At 42.8% G+C, this 15,909-nt stretch carries 15 protein-coding genes and 1 pseudogene; 12 read left to right on the plus strand and 4 right to left on the minus strand.

Annotated features, from left to right (window positions below; genetic code table 11):
- Positions 1-45 precede the first annotated feature (45 nt).
- Positions 46-2,631, plus strand: a complete 2,586-nt coding sequence (gene mgtA, locus NHB35_RS02960; RefSeq protein WP_353432914.1) for a magnesium-translocating P-type ATPase — start codon at positions 46-48, stop codon at positions 2,629-2,631.
- 53 nt (positions 2,632-2,684) lie between these two features.
- On the opposite strand, the gene NHB35_RS02965 is transcribed toward mgtA, so the two are convergent.
- Complete coding sequence (locus NHB35_RS02965; protein ID WP_353432915.1) at positions 2,685-3,539, minus strand: DUF6671 family protein; 855 nt, start codon at positions 3,537-3,539, stop codon at positions 2,685-2,687.
- 8 nt (positions 3,540-3,547) lie between these two features.
- Positions 3,548-4,129 (minus strand): histidine phosphatase family protein, encoded by a 582-nt coding sequence (locus tag NHB35_RS02970; RefSeq protein ID WP_353432916.1) that lies wholly within the window; start codon positions 4,127-4,129, stop codon positions 3,548-3,550.
- Between the two features lie 162 nt (positions 4,130-4,291).
- On the opposite strand from NHB35_RS02970, the gene NHB35_RS02975 reads away from it, so the two are divergent.
- From NHB35_RS02975 to NHB35_RS02995, 5 genes are all read left to right on the plus strand, one after another.
- The gene (locus NHB35_RS02975; RefSeq protein ID WP_353432917.1) at positions 4,292-4,837 is read left to right on the plus strand and encodes a superoxide dismutase family protein; all 546 of its coding nucleotides are present in this window, start codon (positions 4,292-4,294) and stop codon (positions 4,835-4,837) included.
- A gap of 118 nt (positions 4,838-4,955) precedes the next feature.
- Positions 4,956-5,267, plus strand: a complete 312-nt coding sequence (locus NHB35_RS02980) for a hypothetical protein (RefSeq protein WP_353432918.1) — start codon at positions 4,956-4,958, stop codon at positions 5,265-5,267.
- A gap of 327 nt (positions 5,268-5,594) precedes the next feature.
- Positions 5,595-6,674: a TauD/TfdA family dioxygenase gene (locus tag NHB35_RS02985; RefSeq protein WP_353432919.1), complete on the plus strand. Its 1,080-nt coding sequence runs from the start codon at positions 5,595-5,597 to the stop codon at positions 6,672-6,674.
- 32 nt (positions 6,675-6,706) lie between these two features.
- A complete protein-coding gene (locus NHB35_RS02990; RefSeq protein ID WP_353432920.1) occupies positions 6,707-7,702 on the plus strand; it encodes a tripartite tricarboxylate transporter substrate binding protein in 996 nt (331 codons plus the stop codon).
- A 164-nt stretch (positions 7,703-7,866) separates the two neighbouring features.
- Complete coding sequence (locus NHB35_RS02995) at positions 7,867-8,823, plus strand: alpha/beta hydrolase (RefSeq protein ID WP_353432921.1); 957 nt, start codon at positions 7,867-7,869, stop codon at positions 8,821-8,823.
- A gap of 72 nt (positions 8,824-8,895) precedes the next feature.
- Here NHB35_RS02995 and NHB35_RS03000 read toward each other — a convergent pair whose 3' ends face one another.
- Positions 8,896-9,198: a hypothetical protein gene (locus NHB35_RS03000; protein WP_353432923.1), complete on the minus strand. Its 303-nt coding sequence runs from the start codon at positions 9,196-9,198 to the stop codon at positions 8,896-8,898.
- Positions 9,199-9,321: 123 nt separating this feature from the next.
- Between NHB35_RS03000 and NHB35_RS03005 the strand changes: the two genes are divergently transcribed.
- A complete protein-coding gene (locus tag NHB35_RS03005) occupies positions 9,322-10,116 on the plus strand; it encodes a hypothetical protein (protein WP_353432924.1) in 795 nt (264 codons plus the stop codon).
- Positions 10,117-10,316: 200 nt separating this feature from the next.
- Here the strand turns inward: NHB35_RS03005 and NHB35_RS03010 are convergent, their stop codons facing one another.
- Positions 10,317-11,195 (minus strand): LysR family transcriptional regulator, encoded by an 879-nt coding sequence (locus NHB35_RS03010; protein WP_353432925.1) that lies wholly within the window; start codon positions 11,193-11,195, stop codon positions 10,317-10,319.
- A 121-nt stretch (positions 11,196-11,316) separates the two neighbouring features.
- On the opposite strand from NHB35_RS03010, the pseudogene NHB35_RS03015 reads away from it, so the two are divergent.
- From NHB35_RS03015 to NHB35_RS03035, 5 genes and pseudogenes are all read left to right on the plus strand, one after another.
- A pseudogene (locus NHB35_RS03015) lies at positions 11,317-11,970 on the plus strand (TerC family protein); the annotation flags it as partial.
- Between the two features lie 105 nt (positions 11,971-12,075).
- Positions 12,076-12,585 carry a universal stress protein gene (locus NHB35_RS03020; RefSeq protein WP_353433377.1) on the plus strand — a complete coding sequence of 170 codons (510 nt, stop codon included), beginning with the start codon at positions 12,076-12,078 and terminating at the stop codon, positions 12,583-12,585.
- A gap of 130 nt (positions 12,586-12,715) precedes the next feature.
- Positions 12,716-13,072: a hypothetical protein gene (locus tag NHB35_RS03025; protein WP_353432926.1), complete on the plus strand. Its 357-nt coding sequence runs from the start codon at positions 12,716-12,718 to the stop codon at positions 13,070-13,072.
- Positions 13,073-13,303: 231 nt separating this feature from the next.
- On the plus strand, positions 13,304-14,560 hold the full coding sequence (locus NHB35_RS03030; protein WP_353432927.1) for a TolC family protein: 1,257 nt from the start codon (positions 13,304-13,306) through the stop codon (positions 14,558-14,560).
- The gene (locus tag NHB35_RS03035) at positions 14,560-15,906 is read left to right on the plus strand and encodes an efflux RND transporter periplasmic adaptor subunit (RefSeq protein WP_353432928.1); all 1,347 of its coding nucleotides are present in this window, start codon (positions 14,560-14,562) and stop codon (positions 15,904-15,906) included. Before NHB35_RS03030 ends, NHB35_RS03035 begins: the two co-directional genes overlap by 1 nt.
- The last annotated feature ends 3 nt before the right edge of the window (positions 15,907-15,909 follow it).

Raw genomic sequence — 15,909 nt, forward strand, 5'->3', positions numbered from 1 at the left:
GAATAAAGCGGTGGACTTGTAATACGGTAAGCATAGAATGAAAGGATGAGAGACCGCATCCTTCATGCATCAGCGGATATTGAACAATTCGCCCTGACTGATTTGCAATCGCTGTATGAGCGCTTTCAGTCTTCAGAACATGGCTTAACACAGGACCAATGGCGGCGCAATTTTCAGAAATACGGTGAGAACAAATTCCGTATTGAAGAAGGGGAGTGGTTGGTAATACGCTTTTTGCGTAGCTTTTTCTCACCACTCTCTTTGCTATTAATTGTGCTATCCCTGCTGTCTTATTTGACGGGCGAACACAGTGGTGCGTTCATGATTGCCATCATGGTATTTTTGTCAACCGTTTTGACATTTACTCAAGAGTACAAATCGAATAATGCTGCCAAGCAGTTAATCGCGCTGGTAAGCGCCAAGGCGCTAGTGATCCGTGCTGATGTTGAGCAAGAGGTAGATCTAAAGCATTTAGTTCCAGGCGATGTAATTCGCCTATCGGTTGGCGATATGATTCCTGCGGATGTTAGGTTGATTAGTAGTAAAGATCTATTTATTAATCAAGCTTCTCTTACAGGCGAGTCTTTGCCAACCGAAAAATCGTCTACCCGTCTACATGAGCATGTCAGCTCTCCATATGACTGGAGCAATCTGGCTTATATGGGAAGTTACGTGGTGTCTGGCATGGGGACTGCCATTGTGATTCGAACGGGTGAGGGAAGTTTCTTTGGGCAATTGGCACAAGAGACGACAGAGCAGGTAAAGCAATCCACATTTGATAAAGGCATTAATCAATTTACATGGCTCATGATTCGTATCATGTTGTTCATGATTCCAGCTGTCTTCTTCATCAATGGATTAGTAAAAGGGGATTGGCTTGAGGCGGGCTTATTTGCGATCGCGGTTGGCGTAGGGCTTGCCCCGGAGATGTTGCCCATGTTGGTAACGGTCAATTTAGCAAAGGGCGCGATTGCCTTGTCAAAGAAAAAAGTCATCGTTAAGCGCTTAAACGCAGTTCAGAACTTGGGCGCAATGAATATTCTGTGTGCAGATAAGACTGGAACTTTGACTCAAAATGAGATTATTTTAGAGAAACATATTGATGTGGACGGTCATGATAGCGTTCACGTGCTCGACTACGCTTATTTAAATAGTCACTATCAAACTGGCCTCAAAAATTTAATGGATGTCGCCATTTTGAAACATGTTGAGGTTCATGAAAAATTACACGATGACAATACTTATCAAAAAATCGATGAGATTCCTTTTGATTTTCAGCGACGTCGATTGTCGGTGGTAGTTCGTAAGAATAATGAACGTGATATTTTGATCTGCAAAGGAGCTGTTGAAGAGATATTTTCTTGTTGTCGATTTGCGCAAAGCCAGGGACAGTTAATTCCCTTAACCTCAGATCATTTCACCAAGCTGAAAACAGTTGTTTCCGATCTCAATCAAGATGGCTTTCGAGTGATTGCTATTGCCATGCGAGAGGAGGCTGCATCACAGAAAGCTTATGCAGTAGATGACGAGTGTGACTTGATTTTATTGGGCTATGTCGCATTCTTAGATCCCCCCAAGGAATCTGCTAAAGCTGCGATTGAAGCCTTGCAGGCCAGTGGAGTACAGATCAAAATCTTGACAGGGGATAACGAGATCATTACCCGCAAGGTCTGCCATGAGGTGGGTCTTCCCATTACGCAGGTGATCTTGGGCGCAGAGATGGATGAACTAAGCGATGAGCAGCTTGCTACTAGAGCAATGAATTGCCAAATTTTCGCGAAGATGACCCCACAGCAAAAGGCCAGAATTATTCATCTTTTAAGAGGCGAAGGTCGTGTGGTTGGCTATATGGGCGATGGGATTAATGATGGCCCGGCCTTGAAAACTGCAGACGTTAGTATCTCAGTAGATTCTGCGGTAGATATCGCAAAAGAATCAGCCGACATTATTTTGCTAGAGAAAAGCCTACTTGTTTTGTATCAGGGTGTGCTGGAAGGGCGGCGTGTATTTGGTAATCTGATGAAGTATTTGAAGATGTCAGCTAGCTCTAATTTTGGCAATATGTTCAGTATGTTAGGTGCCAGTGCCTTATTGCCATTCTTGCCCATGGCACCAGTACAAATTCTCCTAAATAACTTGCTTTACGATTTTTCGCAGACGGCAGTGCCAACAGATACCGTTGATCCTGAATATCTCTCTGAACCACGTGAGTGGAATATTCAGGGATTAGCTCGCTTTATCTTTTGTATTGGCCCCATTAGCTCTATCTTTGATTACCTTACATTTGGCTTATTGTGGTTTTATGTCAAGGCGAACACTCTGGAGCTCTCACCCATATTCCAGACGGGTTGGTTTTTAGAGTCGCTTCTGTCACAAACACTGATTGTGTATGTAATTCGAACAGGCAAGATCCCATTTGTGGAGAGTAAGCCTAGTCTGCCATTGGTGCTCACTACACTCTCAGTCTGCGTACTGGGTATTTCACTTCCCTATCTTGCAATTGGACGTTATCTGCAGATGATGCCGCTACCAGAAATATATTGGATGGGACTTTTGGTATTAATTCCTTGTTACTTGCTGCTAACTCAGCTCGTCAAGACTTGGATCATCAGAAGATCAGGAGTTTTATGAGCAACATCATCAAAGATATTGTCGGTCCAATAGCAAAGCCAAGCTAACTCAATTTAGGGATTGCAGTATTGGCATCTCGATGGATCTGCGAGAGTTTGGTTGGTAATTAACTCTTCTTTTTTGTTACCACAATGCGTGCATGACCATATCGAAGCAATTGGCAATTTGGTTGGGGCCCCACAAAGTGAGCAAGGTAACCCTTTTTTGGATTCTGTTATTGAGAACCCTGGCGACTTACATTCTGGGCAAAGGCAATTGAGTTTCTTGGCAAGGTCTTGTGTAGCCCTTAGGATATTTTCCATACGGGTTGGGTTAGTGTGTGCTCGTAGATCATTTTCAACAAAAACATAGCCTGTTTTTGAGAGACCCTTTGCCCATTCATAAGCCTCTTTGAGTGTTTCAATATTATCAATACCTTTGCGACACTCCTGATGGTATTCATCATCAGGTCTGACCACCAAATGATGACTTGGAAACTGCGCTTCTGAAAAAAATGCAGTCAGGTCATCCCAGTTGCTTACCAATTGACTAGCACTTTGAGCCTCGCCACCAACAAACCCAGTAATCTCAAGATTTCGTGTGTCATCAATGAAAAGAACGAGTTCGTAGTTCCAGGGGAGGATTCCAGTATAAGGATCATTGCTAAAAGCCCCCTCGCTTGCAATGCCTATTGATAGTCCTGATAACTCCATTCCCACTCTAGCTTTTTTCCTGGCAGCATCGAGCTGGCTGCCGAATCTAGGAATATCACGTGTGAATGTACCCAACTTATCAGTGTCGTAGCCTGTAACGTGAATGACCTCTAGTCCACTTGACGATAGTAGCTCGGGACCGATCACTTTTTCCTTGCCATGTTGAGTCAAGAGACAAGCTTGTAGTCCTTGATAGGGTCTAGCGTCTTGTTGCATGCTGGTGCTCAATAACTCGGGCTTGGATAAGTTTGTTGAGAAATATATTTACCATTTTTATCTACCTTGACTAATACCATGTCGCCAACATTTACCACCTTACCAGTAAATGCTTGAATATTGACATGATGCGTCACGAGAATAATGGGTTTATTTTGATTACCTTGAAGCTCAGATTGAATGAGTTTTTCTAAGTTTTGAGTTTGTTTTTTCTCCAGACTCATGTCATCAAAAAATGATCCGAGCGCAGTCGCTGTGGAGACGGGGCCTTTGTTTAGTAATTTTGCTGTTTCAAGACATCTGCACCAGGGGCTACTGAGCACCTTTGCAGAATTTACCCCCTGGCTATTGAGCCACTCACCAATGAGAACCGCTTGCTTCTTGCCTTTTTCATCCAAATTTCTTTGGGTGGAACAGTTGCCCAATTGGTAGCCTGCAGGATCGCCATAGCCAGGAGCATCCGCATGGCGCATCAACAATACATGCTGACCATCTTGAAGGGCGCTAGCAAGATTGGCGTTTGCGGGTAGAGCAAGGAGGCTAGCAAGAGCGCTCAGCAGTAAGAAAGTAATGAATTTGAGGGGTTTCATGAGTTTGGCAAGCTATTAGCTTTAGTGTATTCAAATTTATAGAATATTGCAGTGCAAGATCTGTAGTGATAGCGCTCAGCAAAAATAGGGTATTTGTGTCAAACTGATTGCATCAAAACGTCAGCAATTCATAGCAAATAACAACCAATTTAGGAGTGCAAAATGACATTCAATAAGAATAAGTTATCCCATCAGCTAATGATTTCACTCTCTGTAGCTGGTCTCGTTTCTCTAGCTGCTTGTCAATCGATGGAGCAAGGCACTGGTCAAAAAGCGAGTGCAGTCTTGGATTCAAAATCTGGATCGCAAGCAAAAGGGGAAGTGAGTTTTGTTTGGCAGGGCAGTGATGTATTGGTGAGTGGAAAATTTTCTGGACTCAAGCCAAATTCAGAGCAAGGCTTTCATGTTCATGAAAAAGGTGATTGCTCTGCACCTGATGCGATGAGCGCTGGCGGACATTTCAATCCAGATACAAAGATGCATGGTATGCCTAATAGCGGCATGAATCACGCTGGCGACATGCCAAACATCAAATCAGACGCTAATGGCAATGCAGTCTATAGCGCCAAATTGCATGGTTTTGCAGTAAATGCTGGACCAACGGGCATCGTCGGTCGTGCAGTTGTAGTCCATCGTGATCCTGATGACTATAAATCTCAACCCGCTGGTAACTCTGGCCCTCGTATTGCTTGTGGATTGATTAAGTAAGTCAGCCTTAGGAAATAGGATTGTTTTAATGAAGTGTCTACTTCTACTCATATCATGCATCGCTACTTTTGCTTCATCAACTGCTATAGCAGACGCTAATTTTTATCGCTGTGAAGTAATGAGCGATGCATATATTAAGCCAGGTGGATCTTTGGATTTAATGACTGATAGTCCAAGAGTTGGTCAGGAATTTACTGTCATTAAAAAATCCGGTGAAATAGTGGGTGATGTAATGGATTCTTTAAAGAATCCTAGGATAGTTTCGAGAGGGGGTAATCAACAGCCCTACAAGATCCTTTGGGAACAAAAATCAGCCAGCAAAAACGGCGTCTATTTAGACTATCTCAGTATTGATAATGTTCCTGGTAAAGAAGAAAAATCATTTGGGTTCTTCTCGGGCAGCATGCTATTGGCGGGGGTCTGTAGATAAATACATATAGCCTGAACTTTTTTCATAACTAGAAAAAGACCCGCTTTGGCAGGCGGTAAAAGACGGTAATTAATTCAAATATTCACCAAGCCTATCAGCAATTCAATTTCAGAAGTTTGAATGCTCTGTATGTGCCGCCTGCAAAACGGCGGTGATGCCTATGGGTAAAAATAAGACTTTAGTGATGATTGGGGAAATTACTGATGCTTAAAGGTGGATTGACTTAGCCATTGCAGGTAAATTGAGATTTAATAAAAATCACATACATTGAAATGCGGTGTATTGCATTCGATGACATTCGGTTGATTGGCTGGAATGGAGACTTAAATGATCGATCTAAAACCATTAATACCAAAGTCGCAAATGCCTAAGTCAATTATTGGGCCGGCAGCATGGTATGGACATGATCTGCAAAAAGATAGCTCATGGATTGTTCAGTGGACCCCAGCCGAAATTGATGAGCTCATAGGGGCTGGCAAGCATTTTCTATCACTAGGTAAGCCACTAGAGCAAATTTTACCTATAGATTTTCCATTGCCATCCATTGCCAAAAAGATCAAATCTTTTTCGAATGAATTGATGTTTGGCCGAGGATTTTTGCTAATTAGAGGTTTACCAGTTGATAAGTTAGAGCTTAAATTGTCTGCTGCAATCTATCTTGGTCTTGGCTCTCATATTGGAAGCTTGCGCAGCAGTAATGCTAAAGGCCATCTTTTGGGGCATGTTAAGGATCAGGGCGTTGACATTAAAAACAAGGATGTGCGTTTCTATCAAACTAATAAAAAGTTAGACTTTCATACTGACTCCGCAGATTTGGTAGCTTTGCTTTGTCTTCAAAAGGCGAAATCCGGAGGGGAGTCCTATATCGCTAGCTCCATCAGTTTATATAACGAGGTCGCTAAAAGACGTCCAGATTTGGTAGAGGCATTATTTATGCCCTACCCCACTGACAGAAGAGGTGAGATTCCAGTTGGTTTTGACCCTTGGTACAACATGCCAATCTTTACTTGGTATGAAGATCAGCTAACGTGCACATATATACGTCAATATATTGATTCGGCTCAGATTAACTTTCCTGAGGCCCCAAGGCTTACACGTGAGCAAATTGAGGTGATGGATCTCATGGATGACATCTTGGCGGAAGGAAAGGTCGTGTTATCTATGGCATTTGAGCCTGGCGATATTCAAATATTAAGCAATCACCAGATACTGCATTCAAGAAGTGATTTTGAGAATTGGCCAGAACCTGAGCGTCATCGACATTTACTGAGGTTATGGATTGCGCCAGAGAATGCGCGTCCTCTGCCTGATTACTACATTCCTCGTTGGGGCGCGACAACAAAAGGTGACCGTGGTGGAATTATTGTTCCGGGCACTCAGCTCAGTGTTGAACTAAATCCAAATTAGAAATTCACCATTAATCTAAGGCGAGTAAAAATATGCTTGTAAGACTACGCAACATCATTCTCCATGTTCTGGGAGCTAGTTTCTTTGCACTCAGTTGCGCCTCACAAAGTCTAATGGCGCAGAGTTATCCCAATAGGCCAATTAACCTTGTAGCACCATATTCTGCTGGGGGTGATAGCGATTTTTCTGGAAGAAATTTAGCTGCCGTTGCCACTAAGTATGTGAACCAACCTTTGATTGTTCAAAACATTGTGGGTGCCTCAGGAACGATTGGTTCTCTAAAAGTGCGAAATGCTCCACCTGATGGATACATGCTATTGATCTCTCGGGTGGGTTCTCAAGCTATCGTGCCAGCGCTAGATAGTAAGACGCCATATAAGTGGAGTGACTTTACTTTTATTTCGCTTTTAGATCTAAATCCAATGGTTTGCGTAGTTAAAAGTGATTCGCCTTACAAAAATATCAAGGATTTGATCCAAGCTATTCGATCTGATCCAGGAAAACTAAATTATGCAACCGCAGGCCCAGGAACTTCTCAACATTTATCGGTTGAGATTATGCTAAACGCAGCAAATTTACCTTCGTCTGCAGCTACCATGATTCCATATAAAAGTGGGGGTGAGAGTAGCGCTGCATTGTTAGGCAATCAAGTTGATTTTGTGTGCAATACGATGACTACTTTAGCGGGGCAAATTAAAGGTGGAAGTATGCGGGGGTTGATGGTATCCACTCCCGACAGGTTAAAGGATTACCCTGAAATCCCCTCTAGTCGTGAATTGGGTTTAAGTCAGTTCGAACAAGCCACTGGCTGGAGCGGTTTATTTGGCCCTCCTGGAATGCCACAAGAGGTCGTGGATAAATGGACTGAGACTTTAAAAAAGGTGGCCCAAGACCCATCATGGGAGGCTGGCAATAAATCAGCAGGGGCGATCCCTGCAATACGTTCCCCTTCTGAAACCGAGTTATTTGTAAGGCAGCAAGTCCAGCTATACGAAAAGTTGGGTACAAGCCTAGGTTTGCGTAAATAATTTTCTCGTTTTATTAATAGTAAGGCCACCCTTGAGGTGGCTTTTTATTGAGGGCGGGGAAGCTGGAGAATGCAGGTTTAGTGAGGGTTGAGATCTCAAGAAAATTTTTTCCGCCTGGTTGATTTCATAAATATTAGAATAGTGCTCAATATTAATGAGTGGAGATGCCGGTGAACGCAATTCATAGTCAAACAGCGATTCTTAAAAAATGGTCTGTCAAAGCTCTTATTCTTCTTGTTCTAATTGGGTCTCTCGGAATAACTGCTTGTAGTAAAAAAACTTCTTCAAGCTTCAAAGCGGAAGTAAAGTACGCCCAAGTTGGCGATGTGAAATTAGCCTATTACATACGTGGTGAGGGCGAGCCTTTGTTAATGATTAATGGCTTTCTTTCTACTATGTCATTGTGGGACCCTGCTCTGATTGAAGAGCTGGCAAAAAATTATCAGGTAATTTCATTTGATAATCGTGGTGTAGGTCTTTCAACAGACACAGCAGAAAATCACACGACTATGGAACAAATGGCTGACGATGCTGCAGGCTTAGTTCAAGCATTAGGGTATAAAAAGGTAAACATACTGGGATGGTCCATGGGCGCCCGAATAGCTCAACAGTTTTTAATTCGTCATCCTGAGCTTATTAATAAAGGCATACTTGCCGCAGCCAATCCTGGCGGTAGCCATCAAATTCCCGCTTCAATGGATGTGGAAAGTAAGCTCAACAATCCTGATATTCCGGAAATCGAAAAATTAGGTTTGTGTTTCCCGGATAACGCAGCAGGAAAGTTGGCTGCGGTTGATGCTATAGCTCGCATCAAATTGGCGGTAGAAAGCGGTGCCCTGCCAAATGACTTTAAGGTTTCTAAAGAAACCACCATTCGCCAAGATCGAGCTCGCACTACTCTGTGGACTAACAATCAAAGCAATTTTAAAGATCTCAAAAATATTAAAGTTCCAGTATTGGTATCTGATGGACGCTATGACGAGATTGATATCCCTCAAAATTCACAGCTCATTGCTAATCAGATTCCATATTCATGGTTGGCTTACTATGATGGCGGTCATGCATTCTTATTTCAGCAACACAGTCGTTATGCAGAAACAATTCATGCGTTCTTGAAATAAATTCCCTGCGCCATGAGAAACCCCTTCGGGTGGTTTTTATATGCCTTGCGGACTCAGTAGAAACTAAATGCGCTAGAAAGACAGCGTGCCTTTGCCGGACTCAATCAATTTCATAGAGTGCTGTTTTAAGGCTTCAATTATGTTCAGCAATTTATTTCGCGTCTGATCATCTAGCGGAGCTTTAGGATTTGCCTGTTGAATGCCAAGGTTGAGTTCTTCTAACTGCCTTACATACTCTTCTGTTGTCTTATTGTGGATGCCTGTTACCTGATATGTTTTGAAATAAAGACCTGCAATATTGACGTGATCATATTCAGGGCTTACAGCGCCAAAGCTTTTGCTCATTGGAGATAATGCATATTGAGCATCTCCCATCGTTTTCGCCTTCTTGACCAAATAGTCAGGGTATATCCTTAGGTTTAAAGCCTGTAGATCATCTAAATCCCTTTTCTGCCGTTTGATAAACTTGCATCACGCTTTCAATTACTTATAAAAAAGATGAAATTTCTATCAAAAATAATCACACTTCTATCTATTAGCTTGTCTGTAAGCGTTGCTTATGCACAAAGCAGTAGCGATCTTTCTCCCATTCCAAAAATTTCAAACGATTGGCGTTATGAAGTCACTCCCTACTTGTGGCTCTCAGGCATCAAGGGAACGATGAACTTCAATAATGGCCTTGCAAAATCGGCGGATTACAACTCAAGTAATGTGCTTAGCAATTTGAAGTCTGGCGGCATGATTGCGGCCGAAGCGCATTATGGAAATTGGGGCATTATGGGCGATTTGATTTCTGCAACTTTGCAAAATTCAGGATCTATCCCAGTGGCAGGTGGCGTTGCTCGCGTTGCCGATAAGATTACTCTTCAGGAAACTGTTTTAACTGGAGCGGTGACTTATACGCTTGCCAATACAAAAGATGCATATATGGATGCATTACTTGGAGTTCGCTCAATTAATGTGACCGCCACTCTAAATGGCAACTTAGATGGTACCTCTATCTCAAAAACGATCGCTAGCACCACCTCGACAGTGGACCCTATTATTGGAGCTAAAGGGCGTTATCGAATTGCGGACTCTAGTTGGTATATCCCAGCCTATGCTGATATTGGTAGCGGCGGCGGGACCACGAACCTAACTTGGCAGGTGATGGCTGGAGTAGGTAAGTCATTTAGTCCTATGGTTGATGCTTCCTTGACTTATCGCGCACTGTATTACGACATGAAGTCAAGTGGAGTTCTGCAAAAAACGACTATGCAGGGACCTCAAGTCGCAGTTACTATCAAATTTTAATTTCAGCTAATAAAGTCTCTTTTATAACGCCATGTAAATAGAAGCTACTTTTAAAAGCATGCCGCCTTCGGGCGGTTTTCTTTTGCCATTTCTTACTGCAGGAAAAAAGACCCTAGATTTTTGTAGAGGCTTTTGTATAACAGGTGAGTCGGGCGAGATTTACTTCGTAGAAGCTTTGTTTTGAGTTCGCGACCAACTGATTATTGATGAATGATTGCTTCCACTAGTGGGTGCTCGATTTTTTTCTCGGGTCGAATGGCATAAAAGTGCTCATAGAGATCTTCGCAATCACCCAAGATTTCTATTAGGTAGGTGTCCTTGAGATCTTTTTCAATTCGTTTGCCAGCTGGAAATGCACCAAGTCCACTGGCCGCAAAAGTTTTCAGCAAAGCGCTATCTTCAAATTCACCGACGATATTGGGTGTGATTCCTTGCTTATTAAGCCACTGATCAATCAACAGTCGCACTATTGAGTGTGAGGTAGGTAGCAGAATGGGTAATTCGCTTAGGCAATGAGGAAAAGGCTTCTTTGAGTTCTTAAATAGTGATTTTGGGCAATACCAGGCAATCGATGTTTTAGTTAGCTCTTCACTGTAGACATTAAGATTTTTATTATTCGGAGCAGGTCTATCGGCCAGTACGATATCTAGTCGATGCAGAGCAAGATCAGCCAATAGGTCTTCGAACTCCCCCTCGTGAGCAATTAAATGAATATCCTTGCGCTTGAGCACTGGCTCAAGTAACTGCCTAGTAATCAGTTTAGAAAGTCCATCAGAAACCCCAATAGTAATTTTGGTTTTTGGCGATTTAGCGGCATCTCGAACTGCTTCGGGTAGTTTTTCACCAATCGAAAAAATCTGATCTGCAATCTTTAGTGCTGCATAGCCTGATTCAGTTAGGGCAATACCCCTTCCTGCTGGCTTAAACAATAAATATCCGAGTGACTTTTCTAATTCATGGATCTGGGCGCTGATGGTTTGAATAGCCATGTCTAATCGATCTGCAGCTTTTGACATGCTGCCTTCTTTTGCGGCGACCCAAAAGTAATACAAATGGCGGTAGTTATAGGAATTGCTCATATTCAGTTTTTTACGAAATTATGATCAATATATATCTGCTTTTTCCTAATTGCAAACACTCCTAAATTAACCCCATTAGCAGTCTTGGCATTTAACGCTTTCAAATAAAGGAGTCGGTAAATTGGAATTATTTAGTGCAGAGTTTTTCTCGGCCTTATTGGCGATAGTGGTCATTGACCTGGTCTTAGCTGGTGATAATGCCATCGTCATTGCTATGGCAGCTAGGAATTTGCCAGTGCAACTTCAGAAAAAAGCCATTGTGTGGGGTGCGATCGGAGCAATTGCGGTACGCAGTGCCATGACATTGGTGGTGGTCTATTTATTAAATATACCCGGCTTAATGCTTGTTGGTGGTCTATTACTTATTTGGATTGCATACAAATTACTGAATCCTGAGAAAGAAGATGAGAGCGCTCATGATGGAGCCTCTACTAGTTTTTGGGGTGCCATGAAAACTATCGTGATAGCTGATGCTGTCATGGGTTTAGATAATGTGTTGGCTGTTGCTGGTGCCTCACATGGAAGTTACCTACTCGTCATTCTTGGTTTATTAATTAGCATCCCAGTAGTGATCTGGGGCTCTACTCAAATCTTGAAATTGGTTGAGCGCTTTCCTTCCATCATCTATTTGGGAGCTGGCGTCCTCGCTTGGACAGCGGCCAAGATGATGACTTCCGAGCCTATCGTGCAAGAGTGGCAGATCTTTAGTAGCTCAATTGCTGAGCATATCTTCCACGCACTAGTGATATTGGGTGTACTGGGTATTGGGTTTATCAAGAGCAGACTGGCGCTTGAAGAGGTGATTGCGCCAGCCGCGGTAGCTTCAGATGCAGCAGAAATATTGCCTCAACAGCAGTCTCATAACTTAGGAGAAAACGCCATGAATAAGGTCCTTATTCCAGTTGATGGTTCCAGCAACGCTTTGTTAGCACTCAAGCATGCGGTTAAGATTTATGGAAAAGATGCTCACACGGAAATTCATATTTGCAATGTTCAGCCAAAAATTTATCGTCATATCAGTAAATTTTTTAGCAAAGGTGACATTAACTCTTGGCAGGCTGAGCGTGCAAAAGAAACAGCAAGAACTGCAGCAGAGTACCTAGAGAAATCGGGTGTCAGCTTTTCTTTCACCCATGTCACTGGAGACAAGGGTGAAGCCTTGAATAATGAAGCCATACGTCTGGGCTGCAGTCGCATCATCATTGGTTCAGCTAAGAAAAATACTCTAAGCCGCCTATTTGAAAATTCAACTACTGCCAAATTGCTGGAAATTAGTGACATTCCGGTTGAGGTTGTTACGGGTAAGTCTATTTCTACTCTGGAGCGTTGGGGTATACCTGCTATTGGGGCGGGAGCTGCAACTGCGCTAGTAGCAGCGGTAATTGATTAATCCAAATTTCAGCGTTACTCTCTTTGCCCTCTTTACGAGGGCTTTTTTTCATTAATATTCAGTAAAAACAAGAAATAAAATCAATAAATATCTGCTTTATTAAGAATATAGTTGGCCTTAAATTGCTTACATGATGTTCAAAAAGGAGATCGACATGGATGTGATTTTGGAATCAAAAGAACTTGCTGAGCCAGAGTTAAAAGCCTTCACTGAGAACCGCGTGAAATACTCATTGAAGCGCGTGTTTTGGTTAGTGCGAAAAATTAAGATCAAATATAAAGCCGTGCCTGCCCAAGCTAATGCATGCAACCAAAATTGCTCAATTGAGTTGCAAACTTTTGATTATCAAAGGGTGGAGTTCAGCGTTACGGCGCGAGATAAGAAAACCGCCTTAGAGATGGCGGTAAAGAAAGTATATAAACATGTTCAGAAAGTTTTTCATAAGGCACAAAAATATGGTCGATTATCTAAGAATGTATTCGTTTAAAAAATAACTTCATTTCAGTTATCGTGATCTAATAAGTAAAACTAAACGGGGAGTAGCCTGCCCAGCAATGGGTCCCGTACATCGTCATTACGGCCGTAAGGTCCGGTGTATGGGTAAATTATTTAAGGCAAGACCATTTACTAATATTAATAAATGGCCTATCTAAACCGTTCACCTTGTTCTCACATATCGAATCTGACCTTTAGCTCTGCAGTGCGGTGGATGGGGTCAGTGCTTCGTTATCTTGCTGTAGTTAGCTTAAGCAGCTTTTTATTGAGTAATGTTGCCGCTCAAAGTCAAAAGGCTTATACGGTTAATGAACTCATCTCAATGGCTCTAGAATCTAGCCCTCAAGTTCTCGCTGCGCGTGATCAGTCTAAGGCTGTAAAAGGGCAGCTCTCTACAGCCCGCGCCATTCCTAATCCTGAGTTTGAGATTGGCACAGGTCAGCAACGGTCTGTTACTGGCCCATTAACAGTTGGCAATGTATCTTCATGGTCGGTTGTGCAACCATTAGACATGCCTTATACCCGCTTCCCACGCGTCAATGCAGCTGAAGCTACGTTAAGGGCAGCCGAAGCTACTCGAATTGCTTTTGAGATTGAAACGATATCTAAAGTGCAGCAGCGCTTTTATGAGTTAATGCGTCGGGAGGCAGAGGCAAAAGCAAATGAAGAGGACTTGAATCTTACAAAGCAAATACGTGATCGCATGCAAGTAAGGTATGACGTGGGTGAGACTGCTCGTTTTGAGTTAATTCGATCCCAGACAGAATTCTTAAATGCGCAAATCGCCGCTGAATCTAGTAAGTTAAGGGTAGAGCAGGCTAGGAGTGCTTTGCGCCAAGTTGTGGGGCATGCCTTGCCAGCTAATTATGTTGTAGTTATAGAGCAGCCTAAAGTAGAAACATTGCCCGCTTTAAATATCTTGTTATCAGAGATACAGGCTCAAAGTCCTGAGCTGCAAAAAGCAAAGGCAGATGTGGAGGCAAGCGAGTCTCGTTTAAGTTTTGAAAAAAACGCTCGTTTGCCTAAGTTGGCATTCAAAGCCTCGCAGTACAACGACCCTAACTTTACCGATCGACTGTATGGTTTGCAAATCTCCATACCTATTTGGGACTTTAAAGGCGGTCAGATAGCTGAAGCCGAAGCCAATGCCTCAAAAGCAAGAAACCAATTGAATGCTCAAAGTCAAAGTCTGGAGCAGCAGTTAGAGACTGCTTATAAGCTCTATCAGATGGCTGGCTATCAAGTCAAAGTTTTAGAGCAAGAGGTTGTTCAACTTGCTGCGAGTGCGCAAAAGATTGCTGAGGTGTCCTATCGTTATGGCGAAAGAGGAATGTTGGAATACCTCGATGCGCAAAGGACTTTTCGCGCTGCCAGGAACGATTTTATTAGAGCTAGATTTGATTTAGCTTCTGTGACAACTGAGATTCAACGTTTACGCGCTAACCCAGATTGGGTTGCAAAAATTGAGAGTAATAAGTAATGAAAGAAAAAATTACACCATTTCTTCAATGGCTTGGGCATTGGCAGAAAGCTCTTATGGGGCAGGTAAAGCGCTATTCAAAAGAGTGGTTTGAGCAAGTTGTTCAAACGCAAAGCCATTACTACCAAATCATCCATGATTGGCTGGGTACTTACGTGCCTTCAGTGATCCAGCGCTATGATGCGGCACCACATCAGATTAAAAAAGGATTGTTTTTCTTGCCTTGGTTGGTTCTGTTCGTTAGTACGCTTAATTATTTCAATGTTTTTGATCGTGGCTCTACGATCAAATCGGTGCAAGATCCAAATGTGGTGGTGGTAAATCAAGATTTTAGAAAAATGATTGCGGATGGTAAGGTGCAGATTGCTCCGTTCGTAGAAGAGTTGCGGGCTTCAGGAAGAATTGACTTTAATGAGCTCTTTCTATCACGCATCGGCGCCAATGTAACTGGGCGAGTCTCTGAAATACTGGCGGTGCCTGGTCAGGTAGTCAAGCAGGGTGATGTGTTGGCAAAAATTACATCAACTGAGCTAACCCAATCGCAACTCGCTTACTTAAAAGCAAAAAGTGCTAGTCAATTGGCAGACCAGGCTGCTAACCGTGCCAAAATTTTATATAAAGAAGATGTCATTGCATTGGCAGAACTGCAAAAGCGTGAGGCAGAGTCGAGTAGTGCTAAGGCAGAATATCGCGCAGCAAATGATCAGTTACGCGTACAGGGAATGGATCAAGCGAGTATTGATCGTCTTGCTAAATCAGGCGTGATTGAATCGATCAATAATGTAATAGCCACCATTCCTGGTGAAATCGTTGAGCGTAAGATTAACAAGGGTCAAGTAGTTCAACCGGCAGATGCTTTATTTACAGTGGCTGATCTAAGTACGCTATGGGCTATCTCAGAAGTTCCTGAAAGTAATTCGTATTTAATTCGCAAGGGCCAAAAAGCCTCATTACTAATTCCAGCATTGCGCAATCAAGAGATTGAGGGAACGGTTGCACATGTGGATTCCATTGTGAATCCGCAAACCCGTACGGTGGTAGTGCGCATGGAGCTGCCCAATAAAGAAGGCTTAATTAAGCCTGGAATGTTAGCAACGATGCTGATTGAAAGTCAGTCAATTGATAAATTGGTTGTTCCCGTAGGTGCTGTAGTGAGGGAAGACAACCATGATCATGTCTTCGTCAGAATTGATGACGACTTATATCGAATGGTACCAGTTAAGCTTGGCGTGGAAGGTAGGGGGTATCGCCCGGTCATTTCTGGGCTGAAAGAAGGTCAAGAGATTGCGATTGACGGTGCGTATCATCTCAATACGGAGCGTAAGCGTCAGCTTAGCGGCGGATAAGTC

It is taken from the genome of Polynucleobacter sp. MWH-UH23A (assembly GCF_040409805.1).
Classification (GTDB): domain Bacteria; phylum Pseudomonadota; class Gammaproteobacteria; order Burkholderiales; family Burkholderiaceae; genus Polynucleobacter.